The sequence below is a fragment of the Nostoc sp. PCC 7107 genome (assembly GCF_000316625.1).
Classification (GTDB): Bacteria; Cyanobacteriota; Cyanobacteriia; order Cyanobacteriales; family Nostocaceae; genus Nostoc_B.
Genome location: NC_019676.1, coordinates 99,989 through 114,603 on the forward strand (window position 1 = coordinate 99,989; position 14,615 = coordinate 114,603).

Consider the following 14,615-nt stretch of genomic DNA (forward strand, 5'->3'; position numbering starts at 1 on the left):
TTTAATCTACTCAATTTCCACAATCACTGGTGTGTGGTCGCTAGGTTGGTTTAGTTTTCTGGGGTTAACATCAATGATGCAACTTTTGGCACGCTCATACAAAACTGGTGTGAGATAGTGATGATCAATTCGCCAACCCAAGTTACGCCGAAAGGCGGCTGTGCGATAATCCCACCAGCTATAATGACCACCTTCAGCCGTAAATTTGCGAAAAGCATCGGCAAAGCCTAATTCCAAAATATCTCGTAAGGCTTGGCGTTCTGCTGGGGATGCCATAATGTGGCTTTCTGGATTTACTTTGTCGTGAATATCTATAGACTCCAAGGCAATATTAAAGTCACCACAGATGCAAATAGCTGATTGAGATTTAAGCAGAAATTGTAAATACTCTTGTAATATATTCAACCAGCGTAACTTAAATTCATATTTTTCACTGCCGATCGCAGAACCATTAGGCACATATAAATTTACAATCCGAATGCCATCAATCACACCTGTAATTACGCGTTTTTGCTCATCCCATTCTGGTTCTAAGTGAGGCAGTATAGCAGTGAAACCAGATGAAACATCTGTTAGTGGTTGACGGGAGATGAGGGCTACACCGTTATAAGCTTTTTGTCCTGATATATAGACGTGATAACCTAATTCTGTAAAAGGCGATCGCGGAAAGTCGGCATCTATGACTTTAGTCTCTTGCAAACAAAGCACATCCACAGGATTCTCACTTAACCAATTGCTCACCTGTTCAAGACGAGTGCGAATCGAATTAACATTCCAAGTAACAATTTTCATTTAGTTATATATCGAATTAATACGTGATATTCTCAATTATCAAAATTTTAGTTTTATTTAATTTTTATGTTAATGATCCTCGCAATTGCCTATTTTTACACAGTTTGACATTTTTCTAAAATTGATCCCGGCTGGTATTTTTAGTATTTACAGCTACAAAATCTACATTTTTGTAAGTTCTACTACAAAATATCCTAACTGCTTCTGATCCCCAAGGTAGATGAAATTTAAGGAAGGTGAGCTATATTTTATAGGGGTAGGCACTTAGTGTCTACGACATAGTAAATGGTCTTAAATGTATTGGTAGACTTGGACGTTACTGTTAACTAATGTTGCACTCTTCAGAGTCAGTTAAGTTAATTGAAATCTTAAAAGAGTCAGTAAAAATGCTTTGTCTTCTTGAAAAGGTTTTACTAATCTTCACAAAAAGACTTACTTACAGTCCGAACCAAAACAACTTATGAAAATCGCTCAAGTAGCCCCCTTATGGGAACAAGTTCCGCCTCCAAATTATGGGGGAATTGAACTGGTCGTGAGTCGCTTGACCGATGAATTAGTGCGTCGCGGCCATGAAGTAACTTTATTTGCTTCTGGTGATTCACAAACTCTGGCTCGTTTAGCAGCAATTTATCCACGCGCTTTACGTTTAGACAATAATGTCAAAGAGTATGCAGTGTATGAAATGTTAGAACTGAGCCAAGCTTATCAACAAGCTGCGGAATTCGATATCATTCATTCTCATGTAGGAATTGCGGCATTAGCCTTGGCGAGTTTGGTTTCAACTCCGACAGTGCATACTCTGCACGGCAATTTTACTAAAGACAACATTAACGTATACAGTCACCATCAAAAGCAACCATACGTCAGCATTAGTAACGCCCAACGGCAAATTAATTTAAATTATGCTGCCACAGTCTATAACGGAATTCAGCTGACAGATTATCCGTTTATAGCCCAACCAAAAGAACCGCCATACTTGGCATTCTTAGGGCGGTTTTCTCCCGAAAAAGGGCCACACCAAGCGATCGCAATTGCCAAGCAAACTGGCTGGCGCTTAAAAATGGCCGGAAAAGTTGATGTAGCCGACTCGAAGTTTTTTGAACAAGAGATTGCCCCTAAAATAGATGGTCAGCAAATTGAATATCTCGGTGAAATTAACCACACCGCAAAAGCTGAACTTCTCGGCAATGCTGCAATTACTCTTTTCCCCATTTCTTGGCAAGAACCTTTTGGTTTGGTGATGATCGAATCTATGGCCACTGGTACACCAGTAATTGCCATGAATTTAGGTTCTGTACCGGAGGTTATTGTTCAAGGTCAAACAGGTTTTATCTGCCAAAACTATCAAGAAATGGCAGCGATGATTCCCGCAGCTTTGAAACTAAATCGTCACGCTTGTAGAGAACACGTCAAAAACAAATTTAGCGTTACTCAAATGGTAGACGGTTACGAAGCAGTCTACAAAGAAATTATAAAAAATCGCATCAACCTTAACGGTTACATCCATGCCGCTAAAGTTCGGCAATAATTTACAACCTTTTTACCTGCGTTTTAACATCAATCTTATTTTAAGGAGGACATTGGAATGAGTATGCGAGCCAACAATTGCCCATGTTGCGGTGGTTCCCTACTGCGTCATGTCCGTCATGGTGAACTATATTGGTTTTGCCTGTCGTGCCGACAAGAAGTACCGCTGTTAACAGTTAATCGCGTAAATAATGGGGAAACCCGGAATACAGGAGTGCTAACTCAGCCAAAGATCAATACTTAAGTCTTTTAATTACTAGTTTGGCTGTTTTCGTATGTAAGTCTCCAGCTGATAAAATCAGGTGGAGCTTTTGAATTGGGTCACAAGCCTTGTTAGCAGCATTACTTTATGGTCAGGAAGATTTACGGTTAGAACAAGTCGCTGACCCCACACCAGCAGCTGGTGAAGTTGTCATACAAGTTGGTGCAGCGACAACTTGCGGTACAGATTTGAAAGTTTGGCGGCGTGGTGGTCATGCCAAGATGTTGAAACCACCCACATTGTTTGGTCATGAAGCCGCCGGAGTGATTGTAGCGGTGGGTGCAGGTGTTAGCAATTGGCAAGTAGGCGATCGCGTCGTGGCTAATAATTCTGCCCCTTGTATGGAATGTTTTTTTTGTCAACGCCAAGAATATTCCCTATGTCCGAATTTGACTTGGAATAATGGCACATTTGCCGAATATCTCAAAATTCCTGCACCCATAGTCCAGCATAATTTATTGCGTCTGCCGGATGAACTGCCCTTTGAGTTGGCGGCGATGACAGAACCATTGGCTTGTGTATTGCATGGTGTCGCCCGTTCCCATATCAAACCCAAAGATAGAGTAGTTGTTTTGGGAGATGGGGCGATTGGTTTAATGTTTGTCGCTGCATTAGCTGATACATCTGAAGTAATACTGTGGGGCGGAAATGACCACAGGCTAGAAATTGGTCAAAAACTCGGCGCAACCCAGACATTTAACTATCATCAAATGACTGATATTCCTGGTGTGGTGAAAGAACTGACCCAAGGTTGGGGTGCAGATGTAGTGATTGAAGCCACTGGTGTACCCAGTGTATGGGAAACTGCGATCGCTTGCGCTCGTCCTGGGGCAACAGTCAACTTATTCGGTGGTTGTCCACGAGATACAACAATTACCGTGAATACAGAACAATTGCACTACAGTGAACTTACTTTAAAAGGCGTATTTCACAACACACCTGAATATGTGCGATCGGCACTTGCCATGATAGCCAGTCGCAAAATCCCTTTAGAATTACTTATCAGTGAAAAGCGACCTTTAAAGGATCTAGAACAGGTATTTCATGATATGAAAGCGCGTCAAGTAATTAAAGTAGCAATGGTTTGTACTCAGGACTGAATTTCTCGATGATTGACCATGATCGTTTATTTAAAGAACTTCTTTCTAACTTCTTCCCTGAGTTTATCGAGTTATTTTTTCCCGATGTCAGTGCTTATTGGGAGCGAGACTCTATCGAGTTTTTACCACAAGAAGTATTTACAGATGTGACTGAAGGAGAGCGTAAAATACTCGATGTAGCAGCTAAAGTTGTATTTAGAAATCAAAATACTTTATTCATCATCCACACTGAACATCAATCTTATTCACAAACTAACTTCAATCAGCGAATGTTTACCTACTTCGCTCGACTGCATGAAAAATATGCGTTACCCATATATCCTATAGTCATTTATTCCCATGACACACCACTGACACCAGAACCGAACTCATATCGCATTTTCCTAACAAAAAGGTGCTGGAATTTAATTATGATGTTGTGCAATTAAATCAATTCAGATGGCAGGACTTTCTCAATCAAAGAAATCCTGTCGCTAGTGCTTTAATAGCTAAAATGCGGATGAATATTCAAGAACGCCCAATAGTAAAACTAACGTCCTTACAATTGCTGGCGAACTTAGAACTCAACCCAGCACAAGTACAATTGATATCAGGGTTTATTGATACATATCTCGATTTGAATGCTCAAGAAGAAAGAATATTTTAAGAGCAACTTGCTAGTATTGAACCACAGCAGGAGGAAAGAGTTATGCAAATTGTTACAAGTTGGATGAGACAAGGAATACAGCAAGGAATACAACAAGGAGAATCGACACTGATATTACGCCAACTTAACCGCCGTTTAGGTGAAGTGAATCCGCAATTGCAAGCACAAATTCAAAGCTTATCAACTGCGGAGTTAGAAGATTTAGGTGAAGCTTTGCTAAATTTTACAACCACTACTGACTTAGAAGCTTGGTTTGAAAATAGATAGTTAAAATTACTCAATTAGTACGGAGTGCCTTTTTCTTTTCTTTGGCGTTGTAATGCTTCTTCGTACCACTCCAATTCCTTTAAAAATTGACCAAATCTTTTAGTCAAACTTGCTTCTCGTGGAGTACCTGATTCATCCAAAGAGTCACCAATTTTGGAGATAGCAAACATGGTGGAAATAGTAACCATTCCCATCTCTCCTAGAAAAGAGCGTAACTGTATGGCTGCGCGTACACCGCCGAAGCCACCAACTGAGTAGGAAACAATTCCAGCCGGGCGGAAATAGTATTCTTCGAGATAATGATCCATAAGATTACTCAACCCCGGCTGAATAGAATGGTTGTATTCTCCGGTAATCACGACAAAACCGTCTGCGGTGCGGATATGTTCTGCTAATTCTGCCATTCTTACCGGAGCCTGACCTTGATCATACTCCTTGTACATTCGGTCTAAAATGCCAAAGTCATACTCCTTTGCATCGACAAAAATTACCTCATGGTTTCTTTGTTGGAGTTGATCAATGATAAATCTAGCAGCTTTGATGCCTTGGCGATCGCTTCTGTAGGAACCGTAGAAAACTAATGTTTTAAACATAGTAAGTAGGGAGTGGTAAGTAGGGAATGGGGTTTAGGGATTAAAAGACTTTCATAAATTCATTGTGAAATTTACTTAAAAATACTACTTTATCGTCCCTAGTCTCTAGCCCCTAGCCCCTGTTTTATTGCAACAGTCCAATCATGTGTAACAAACCATGACCAGTAACTAACTCAATAATTAAAGCAATAAAGCCTAACATTGCAATTCGACCGTTCCAGACTTCTGCACTCGTAGTCATACCCCATTCCCAACTTTCTGGGGGATACATCTTCACCCTTTTTTTTATTTGGGCTGCTTGTGATAGCTTGAAATTGGGTTGTTCTAGTGCTTCAATGACTAAATCAGCCAAAGCTCGAATAAATACTGGATGAGTATTTGGCGCAGGTGCGCGACGGAAGTTGTGAATTCCGGCTTCTTCAGCAATTTCTCGATATTCAATGTCAATTTCTTGCAGTGTCTCGATGTGTTCGGAGACAAAACTGATGGGTACAACCACGATATCTTTTACGCCTTGTGCGCCTAATTCTTTTAGCGCATCTTCAGTATAGGGTTGTAGCCATTCTACGGGGCCGACACGGCTTTGATAAGCCAAAGTGTGAGCATTGGGACGATTTAGAGTCTGCATAATTAAGTATGTGCATTCCTCAATTTCTTGCTGATAGGGGTCGCCAGCTTCTTCAACGTAGCTTTTGGGAACACCGTGGGCGCTAAAGAAGATATGCACATCATCAGGATGAGGACATTGGTCTATTTCCTGGGCGATAAGTTGTGCCATCGCTTGCAGGTAGTTTGGTTGTTTATACCAGGAAGGAATAACAGTGTATTCCAGCGGTTGTAGTTTTGGGTCTTCTCGCCAAAGTTTTTCTAATAGCCGGAAACTAGAACCACTAGTACTAATGGAAAATTGTGGGTAAAGCGGCAGAATGACCAATTTTTCGATATCATCTTGAGTTAGCAAGGCGATCGCTTCTTCTGTATAAGGATGCCAGTAACGCATACCTACGTAGATGTTAGCTTCTTGCCCTAAATCACTCAACTGTTCTTTTAAGGCTTCTCCTTGCGCTTCTGTAATTCGTCGTAAGGGAGAACCACCACCAATTTGCTTATAATTTGCTTGAGATGTTTTCACGCGCCGCGAGGCAATGAACCACGCTAGGGGTCTTTGCAACCAGCGAAATGGTAGGCGAATGATTTCGGGATCAGAAAATAAGTTGTACAAAAATGGCCCGACATCCTCTAACTTATCGGGGCCACCGAGATTGAGTAATAAAACGCCTACACGACCCATAGCAGTTATTTTCCCCCAACCTTTTCAGATTTTTTACTAATGTTAACAATATATCTTTATTAAATATAAAGCTTAACAGTCAGGAAAGATGCAATGGCCACAATTTTACGTGATTTAAGTTATCGGTATCAATGGTTGTATGATGCTATTTCCCGCGTAGCAGCTATCAGTGTTGGTGGTGAAACCCACTTTCGCCAACTTGCCTTACAAGGCTTAACAATTCATTCAGATACTCAGGTATTAGATTTATGTTGTGGTAGTGGGCAATCTACACAGTTTTTAGTGAAATCTTCACAAAATGTAACAGGATTAGATGCCTCACCAAAATCATTGCAACGAGCAAAACAAAATGTCCCAGAAGCCTCATATATAGAAGCTTTTGCTGAAAATATGCCCTTTGCCAATAATTCTTTTGATGTGGTACATACCAGCGCCGCATTACATGAAATGGAACCTGAACAATTACGACAAATTCTGCAAGAAGTTTATCGAATTTTAAAACCAGGAGGAGTGTTTACATTAGTAGATTTTCATGCACCGAATAATCCCATATTTTGGCCTGGTGTCGCAGTGTTTTTACTATTGTTTGAAACAGAAACAGCTTGGGAGTTAATCAAAACTGATTTACCAGGGTTATTAAAGGAAATTGGCTTCAATGTAGAGAAGACACAACTGTATGCAGGCGGTAGCTTACAAGTGATTCACTCCAAAAAATAGCCTCCTACTCAACAAGCAAACTTTCTCTAACTCTTTGCGCCTCTGCGTGAGGCATAAAAATTCTTGTTCTCCATCATTGATTGGAGAAACATGATCAAGCATCTCGACTCATCACAAAATCAAATAGATGATGCGCCATTTCTAATTTAGAACAATGGGCAATTTCTAATTGATGATTTTGCCCATCTAAAAAAATGGCTTGATTATTGTTACTCCCAAAACCACTATCTGGTTGATCTATAGGATTAGCAACAATTACATCTAATTTCTTCGTCTGCAACTTTTCCTTTGCAGGGGTGATTATATCTCCCGTCTGTGCAGCAAAACCGATTAATAACTGATGTGATTGCTTGAGTTGTGCTAGTTGGGCAACAATATCAGGTACAGGTTCTAAAGGTAATGCTTGGGGGAGCGATCGCTTGGGCAATTTTTCTGTACTATAATCTTTGGGCTTGACATCAGCCACAGCAGCCGACATGATAATCACATCAGCATTGGGTAAATATTCCAACATCACCTGTTGCATTTCTTCAGATGAAATCACGGGTATTGCCTGCACTCCCAAGGGTGCATCCCAACTAGCGACACCATGTATTAAAGTCACATTTGCACCACGATGCAAGGCGGCTTGTGCTAAAGCTAAACCCATCTTACCCGTAGAAGGATTACCAATAAATCTTACTGGGTCGAGATACTCTCGCGTTCCCCCAGCACTAATTAATATGCGTTTACTGACTAAATCTCGCTTACCGCCAGTATGTAATAAAGATTGAACACGGGTGACAATTTCTGCTGGTTCCGCCATTCTACCAGCACCGATGCGATCGCACGCCAGTAACCCCGATGCTGTACTCATCCCATGATAGCGGCTGTCTGTTAACAACTGCTGCCAATTGCGTTGCACTGTTAGCTGTTCCCACATATCCGTATTCATCGCTGGTGCTAACAGTACAGGACACCTAGATGCTAACACCGTATTCGTCAGCAAATTATCAGCCATTCCGTAGGTTAACTTAGCTAACGTATTCGCTGTTAAAGGTGCAATTACGATTAAATCTGCCCATTCGCCCAACTCAATATGCAACGGACGGGAGTGAGTTGGTTGCCAAAAATCATCATCAGTATAAGCTGGATGACGGGAGAGAGTCGCTAAAGTTAGGGGTGTGATGAATTCTTGGGCTGAACGGGTGAGAATCACGCGAACTTCCACCCCGCTTTTAAACAGCGTCGAAACCACCTCACAAACTTTATAAGCGGCGATACCGCCGCCTACACAAATAAGAACCCTTTTATTGCGATTTTCGCTTGGAGAATGAAAATTAGACATGAGAAAAAAATATGAAGCCTGAAATTAATTTCATACTTCATACTTTATACTTCAGACTTTATCTAAGCTTCATCGTAAGGTTCTAAATCTAAGAGGTAGATATACGGTTCCACTAATTCTGGACGCTGAAAGGCGATCGCTCGGAGTAGATGCCAATCGTTCAAACCTTCAAAAGCATTGCTATAATTATCGAGTTCCAGACGCGTAGCTAAGTCTTCCACATCTGCTGCGGTCATGGCAGCAATTTCTGTCTTGGAAATGCCTAGAGTCTTCATAATGCTTGCCCCTCCCTTATGCAGCATTTGCATCCAGCTTGGGTAAAGTTGCGCTTGACGCAACCACCCAATCTATATTACTCATTAGACGGCATTTCTTTCGTAAAAATTTGCATGATTTTTACCATAATTGTAAAAAATTTGTATTTAAGGCTACGCAATTGTCGTTAAAACAAAATTTCGTAACGCTTCTAACATTTGCAGATTAATTTCATGCCCCGCTTCAAATTCCAAATAATCTACCGCAAACCCCAGAAATTGCAACGCTTCCCGCGTTTTTATGGCTGCTGACAATGGCACAACTTCATCCTGAGTACCGTGCATAACTAAAGTCGGCGGAATCTCCTTTTTCCCTGTTGGTACTGCATCAGGATGTAAATACCCACTCATCACCGTTAAACCAGCTAAGGGTAACTTTAAGCCTACTTCTAAAGTCATCGCCCCACCTTGAGAAAAGCCACACAAAATCGTCCGCGATAAAGGTACGCCAGTGCTGCTTTCTAAAGATTGCAAAAAATCAGTGAGTAATTGCCGACTTTCGGCTAAACCCTGATACATATTCTCATTTCGCAACTCATACCAAGCTTTACCAACAGAAGAATAAGGATGGGGATAAGGTGCATTGGGAAAAACAAACTGGTAATTCGGTAACTGAAAATAAGGTAATAAAGATGCCACATCCTCAGCATTAGCACCCCAACCATGCAAAGCCACAATTAAGCCAACCGGGGGTTGAGAATTAGCCGGAGGGACATTGATAAATTGTAAAGACACAGACAGAAGTTACTCCCATAATTCAAATCTGTAGTAAATCCTATCTCCATAAGTAGAAATTTTGACAGGTTACAGGATGTGGGTAAAATTATTCTATTAATCCACTCGAACCCGGAAGCGTACAAAACCGAAATTACTACCTGATGTATAGTTGAGAGTGCCGAAATTCACCACTACTGCACCTGTGGGATTAGTTTGATTAGGACATACATTATTGGCACTTAAAGGCGCTAAAGGCGAGAAAAAGCTACCATTATCGCTATCCGCAGTATTAGTTCTGGGTGTGGTTGTGTTAGCTAAATTCACCAAAATTCCACTAGCAGAAGCAAAGCTGTTACTAATAAATGTTGTACTTGTAGGAATAGGGTCACAAAATCTAGCGTTTTGTATTGGCTGGTTGCCATCGGCAAGAAAGTAAATAGTATATTCAACTTCATCGCCACTTTGTAAGGTGAATTGCGAACTCAGATTAATAACGCCTATTGGGGAAAGTTGAGACCAACCTGCGGCGTTATCGTTTTGGTCATTAGGATCATCAATAAAACTACCAAAGTTGACACCACTCAAAGGCAAGCCATTTCTGACAACATTGGTAATTCGTTTTACACCCCGCAACCTGACAATTGGAGTGGGTATAGCAGAACCCACTGCCACTTCCTCCCCTACTGTTGCTGGGTCGTAAGTCACGCTGGTTGTGCCATTTGCCGTGGTTCGGGTAGGATCAAGATAAGTTGCAGTGGCACCATTGTTATACACTCCATCAGGCACAGTTGCAGCCACATCAGTAGTAAAAGTAATTTGCACGCTTGCGCCACCGGGAATATTGAAACTACCAAAATTTAGCGTCGTTGCACCAGCAGTTGGGTTAGTGATACTGGTACGTGTTGCACCACCATTCAATGTCACAGTAGGAGTAACCGAGCCATCAAAACTAAAACCGCTGGGCAAAGGATCGGTAATATCAATATTAGTAGCGGTAGCTCGGTCAGCTGCATTAACTACAGCAATGCTATAAGTTGCCTTACCTGGCTTAATAATTGGCCCTGGTGTACTGGTAGTTTTAGTAATAGTAAGTTGCGGAACACATTCTGCACCAGAATTTGCCCCAGGGATAGTACCTACAGATTGGCTGATACCACCGACACCTGCGGTAGCACCAAAATAAGGGTCTACAGGATCAATGGGGTCTTTTGCAGTGCCACTTTGCCCACCTGTAACGTTAACACCAGCACCAGAACTAGTAAAGACAACACCACCACCACCACCGCCACCTGGGCCATGAGCGCCATCAAAAGGTTCAGCAGCATTACTGTATTTAACGTTACCACCATTACCACCTCTAGCACTTACCGTTAAACCAGCAAGGTTATTATTTGCAGATCTTACTACTACGCTACCACCCGCACCACCTCCACCAGTACCATCTTGACGGACATCAAAAGCAGTAGCTCCATTCGCATTGATAGTCCCGCTACCACTGACACTTGCTGTGCGAATTAACACCATACCGCCACCATTAGCGCCACTACTAGCAATACCATTCGTCGGAACACCAGTAGTTGCACTAGTGGCCTGATTTGTGGTGCCAGCACCACCACCGCCACCTAAAACAACCCGATTAATGTTAGCAGGAAAACTAGCACCGCCAAAGCCACCAACATAGACACCAGATGTCCAAGAACGACCCCCCAGTCCACCAGTGCCGCCGTTGCTACCACCACCACCACCGGAATTGTGTCTGTTGTTGATTGGTTGACCATCAGTGCTGCCACCGCCAGCGTTGCCGGGTGCGCCACGGCCGTAACTCCCGCCAGGGTAGCCTTCAACACCATTGTCAATGGCTGAGATAGTGGCTGAGTTCAGTATATAGCGAGGTGTACCAGCAGTACCTTCTCCTTTGGAACCATTGGCATCACTAGTGGATGAAGTTACATAATCTGTACGGAGGAGGCCAGTAGTGCCAGTTAACTGACGACCTGCACCGCCACGGAAACCAATACCACTCACATCTACAGTGGCGCTGGCTAAATTCAAGTTGCCTGCAACATCATAAATTAAAATTCCGCCTGAAGAACCATTCCAAGGTGCCGCAGTGAGGCTAGAACTCATAGTGGCACTGGAATATTGCGGTACGCGGATGACTTGATAGGTTCTTTGTCCTTGGGAACCAAAAGGGGTATTATTATAGGAATTAATTAATCCTCCCGCATTTTTTCCCTGAATTGGGATTGAACCACCTGATACTGGGCCGGTAGCAACAACATATTCATAATTACCTGCTGTGAAGTTGGTATTGTTGAGGTTGCCACTAGCGCCTGTGGTTGCTGGAGTCAGGGAAACATTGCTATTATTGCCACCCCCAGAAACTCCATTACCGTAACTATCTGTGTTGCTGGAATCGATATCTGCGCCTTGCATTTGGATGATGAGTAACAAGTCACCCGCCGTAATGGGAGTCGTAGAACCGTTGGGGTTAATTGCACCAACAGGAATGGAGGTTGAACCTGCGGCAACGGTTGTATTTGTCGCACCAGGGTAGTAGGTGTTGATGATGCCGCCTAAACTGCTGGGGCCATCTTTACCAGGGGTGGCACATAATTGGGGTGTGACTTGGGCTGTGGCTGGTGTTTGGGTGAGTAATATTAGGCTTTGATAGCTGAGGGTAGTGAGGATGAGGGTGACGCTACGGATACGTTTTAGGAGATTGTGAGATGTTTGGGATTTTAGCATTTTGAATAAACCGCAAAGGACACAAAGAAATACGAACCACAGAGGAGCCAGTCGCGTGGGCGGGTTTCCTGACTTGAGCGAACTGGCGTAGCGCAGAGTTCACAGAGGAATGAGAGTTTGAGAGATTTTTTGTGTAAGTCCTAATTTTTAACTCTGTTACCTGTCACCTCCTATTGCTTCTATTTGCAAGTCTTTCTCTTGTTCTTCAAGGATGATTTCTAGCCCTCTGGTATCTTGGAAAATTATTTCTACTCGTCTATCTCTGGCTGTATCAATGACGGTGTTACCGGAGGTTCGTCGTTGTTTTTCGCCAAAGGTGCGAATGGTCATTCTTTCGGCAGCAATGCCTTGTTTTAGTAGGTAATTTCTCGCAGACATGGCGCGGCGTTTGCCTAAGTCTAAGTTATAGGCATCACTGGCACGAATATCAGTGTGGCCTTCAATTTCAATCACAATGAAGGGATATTGTTGTAAGACTTGGGCAATTTGGTTGAGAACTGTGCTGCTTTCTTGGCTGATGAAGTCTTTATCTAAGGCAAAGTGAATGATGCGGGGAACGTTGAGCCGGAGGGGTTCTGGTTTTGGTTCAGGTTGTGGGGCTGGTTGGGGTGCGCTGACACATTTGGGCGGTGAGGAAGTTGGTTGGGGAGAGGTAGAGGGATTTTTTGCTGAGGGGTCTATGATGATTGCATTGTAAGCTGGTTCAGAAGTACCGTATTTTGGATGGGTAGCGATCGCACTTATTCTCTCCCCAGTTCGCAAACCTGCTAAACTACCGCTAAAGTTACCTTTTTCATCGGCAGTTAACGTTGTGAGTGGTTCACTCAAGGGGCCGTAGTTATCATTTCCCTGGACGCGATATATCTGCACTTGAGTACCAGGGTCGGCTTGACCGCTAATTAAGGCTTGACCGTTAACTAGTAATAACTGAGAACTGGCAAATTCTGGTGCATTCATCGCGCCATTGGCTGTTTCAAGTCTGCGGTTGGGACTGTTACGTTTGGGGTTGGGGCCGTCTCCTCGTTGAAAGTCGCTGATGTTTAGTTGTTGTTGGGTGTTAAGGTCAATACTTAAACCTTCTAAATCGCTAAATTGATTATTTTGAATGATGTTTGCGATCGCACTACCAAAAGTACCATGAGTACCAAATGCTGTCACTGCTACTCCTGGCCCAGTTTGGTTGCGAATTTCGTTATCAGTAACTTGATTTTCGTTCCCCATTAAGTAAACTGCGGCTCGGCGCAAACGTCTACCGTTAAAGGTGATGCGGTTATCGTGAATTTTGACGTTACCTGTGGGTTTGAATAAATAAATACCAGCCCCATCGTTACCGCAAATCAAATTTCCTTGCAGTTGGGAATTAGTAATTACGCCTTCTAATCTCACAGCATCAGGCATTCCGGCTATACCGTTACCAACAATGATGTTTTCTGCCATGAAGGTATTTTCGGCACGTACAGAGGTAATAATTGCACTGCCTTCATGGTAAGAAATACGGTTACGTCTGATTTTTGTCCCAGTGCTGTTGAAAACGTAGACACCAAAAGCTGAGGTTTTCTCTGGCATTTTCTCATCTGGGGTAATGCCTAACCAGTTGTTTTCAATCACCACACCTTTGGGGGGAATGTCTTTGTCTCCAAAGGGAAAGTTACTGTTGGGTGGTTGTTGCTGTTTGGTATTGGGAGGTGGTAAGCGATGAGAAATGAAAATATCGGCTGGCGGTGTGGTTAATGTTGCACCTTGATTCAGGGAACGAAAACCGTAGATACTTAAACCGCGAATCTGCACATTATCGGCGACTACCGTAAAACCACGTAATATCTCTTGGTTTGCGGCGGGTGTGATAGCAACTATTGGTTGAGGAATGGCAATTTCCGCTGTTGCGGAACGGGAAGCATCGTAACTTGGTTGGCTAGTACCGTCTATGATTAATTTTGGTGTGGCTAAGGCTGGTAATTCTTGTTGTAGTTGGATAGTGGTTTGATTTGGCGGTAAGTTAAATTCAATTCGCGCGTTGTCATTGCTGGGTTTTACTTGCGCTTTTTCTTGGTTACTCAGTTTTTCTACGGAGAGATTACCGTTTACTAGGTCAATGGCTTCGCGTAAAGTGAGTTTGTCGTCTGGTTGTATTTGTCCGTCTTGGTTACTGTTGACTGTTACTTGTAGGGATGTGGGAGATGGTTGAGCGATCGCAATTTGGTGTAGGGTTGTTAGGTAAACAAGTAAGATAGAAACGAACCGCAAAGGGCGCATAGACGCGATAGCGGCTTCCCGCAGGGTAGGACACAAAGGAAGAGGAGTTTGAGAGGGTTTT

The 14,615-nt window shown here is 42.8% G+C and carries 12 protein-coding genes and 1 pseudogene; 5 read left to right on the forward strand and 8 right to left on the reverse strand.

Annotation, left to right across the window (positions count from 1 at the left end; genetic code table 11):
• Nucleotides 1–6 precede the first annotated feature (6 nt).
• Nucleotides 7–792 (reverse strand): exodeoxyribonuclease III, encoded by a 786-nt coding sequence (xth, locus tag NOS7107_RS00450; protein WP_015111022.1) that lies wholly within the window; start codon nucleotides 790–792, stop codon nucleotides 7–9.
• Between the two features lie 460 nt (nucleotides 793–1,252).
• Here xth and NOS7107_RS00455 point away from each other — a divergent pair, with 460 nt between their 5' ends.
• From NOS7107_RS00455 to NOS7107_RS27470, 4 genes and pseudogenes are all read left to right on the forward strand, one after another.
• On the forward strand, nucleotides 1,253–2,320 hold the full coding sequence (locus tag NOS7107_RS00455; protein WP_015111023.1) for a glycosyltransferase family 4 protein: 1,068 nt from the start codon (nucleotides 1,253–1,255) through the stop codon (nucleotides 2,318–2,320).
• Nucleotides 2,321–2,377: 57 nt separating this feature from the next.
• Complete coding sequence (locus NOS7107_RS27465; RefSeq protein ID WP_015111024.1) at nucleotides 2,378–2,563, forward strand: hypothetical protein; 186 nt, start codon at nucleotides 2,378–2,380, stop codon at nucleotides 2,561–2,563.
• An 86-nt stretch (nucleotides 2,564–2,649) separates the two neighbouring features.
• A complete protein-coding gene (locus tag NOS7107_RS00460; RefSeq protein WP_015111025.1) occupies nucleotides 2,650–3,681 on the forward strand; it encodes a zinc-binding dehydrogenase in 1,032 nt (343 codons plus the stop codon).
• Nucleotides 3,682–3,689: 8 nt separating this feature from the next.
• Nucleotides 3,690–4,594, forward strand: a pseudogene (locus NOS7107_RS27470) (Rpn family recombination-promoting nuclease/putative transposase).
• A gap of 14 nt (nucleotides 4,595–4,608) precedes the next feature.
• Here the strand turns inward: NOS7107_RS27470 and NOS7107_RS00480 are convergent.
• Entirely contained in the window at nucleotides 4,609–5,187 is a 579-nt protein-coding gene (locus tag NOS7107_RS00480; RefSeq protein WP_015111026.1) for an NADPH-dependent FMN reductase, read from the reverse strand.
• Nucleotides 5,188–5,311: 124 nt separating this feature from the next.
• The gene (hemH, locus tag NOS7107_RS00485) at nucleotides 5,312–6,478 is read right to left on the reverse strand and encodes a ferrochelatase (RefSeq protein ID WP_015111027.1); all 1,167 of its coding nucleotides are present in this window, start codon (nucleotides 6,476–6,478) and stop codon (nucleotides 5,312–5,314) included.
• Nucleotides 6,479–6,571: 93 nt separating this feature from the next.
• Between hemH and NOS7107_RS00490 the strand changes: the two genes are divergently transcribed.
• Entirely contained in the window at nucleotides 6,572–7,195 is a 624-nt protein-coding gene (locus NOS7107_RS00490; RefSeq protein WP_015111028.1) for a class I SAM-dependent methyltransferase, read from the forward strand.
• A 94-nt stretch (nucleotides 7,196–7,289) separates the two neighbouring features.
• Here the strand turns inward: NOS7107_RS00490 and coaBC are convergent, their stop codons facing one another.
• The 5 genes from coaBC to NOS7107_RS00515 all read right to left on the reverse strand — a co-directional run bounded on the left by coaBC (nucleotide 7,290) and on the right by NOS7107_RS00515 (nucleotide 14,554).
• The gene (gene coaBC, locus NOS7107_RS00495; protein WP_015111029.1) at nucleotides 7,290–8,522 is read right to left on the reverse strand and encodes a bifunctional phosphopantothenoylcysteine decarboxylase/phosphopantothenate--cysteine ligase CoaBC; all 1,233 of its coding nucleotides are present in this window, start codon (nucleotides 8,520–8,522) and stop codon (nucleotides 7,290–7,292) included.
• 62 nt (nucleotides 8,523–8,584) lie between these two features.
• The gene (locus tag NOS7107_RS00500) at nucleotides 8,585–8,797 is read right to left on the reverse strand and encodes a DUF2555 domain-containing protein (protein ID WP_015111030.1); all 213 of its coding nucleotides are present in this window, start codon (nucleotides 8,795–8,797) and stop codon (nucleotides 8,585–8,587) included.
• 153 nt (nucleotides 8,798–8,950) lie between these two features.
• A complete protein-coding gene (locus tag NOS7107_RS00505; protein ID WP_044499508.1) occupies nucleotides 8,951–9,577 on the reverse strand; it encodes an alpha/beta hydrolase in 627 nt (208 codons plus the stop codon).
• A 90-nt stretch (nucleotides 9,578–9,667) separates the two neighbouring features.
• A complete protein-coding gene (locus NOS7107_RS00510; protein ID WP_015111032.1) occupies nucleotides 9,668–12,301 on the reverse strand; it encodes a DUF11 domain-containing protein in 2,634 nt (877 codons plus the stop codon).
• Between the two features lie 156 nt (nucleotides 12,302–12,457).
• Nucleotides 12,458–14,554 carry an OmpA family protein gene (locus tag NOS7107_RS00515; protein WP_157374170.1) on the reverse strand — a complete coding sequence of 699 codons (2,097 nt, stop codon included), beginning with the start codon at nucleotides 14,552–14,554 and terminating at the stop codon, nucleotides 12,458–12,460.
• Nucleotides 14,555–14,615: the final 61 nt, after the last annotated feature.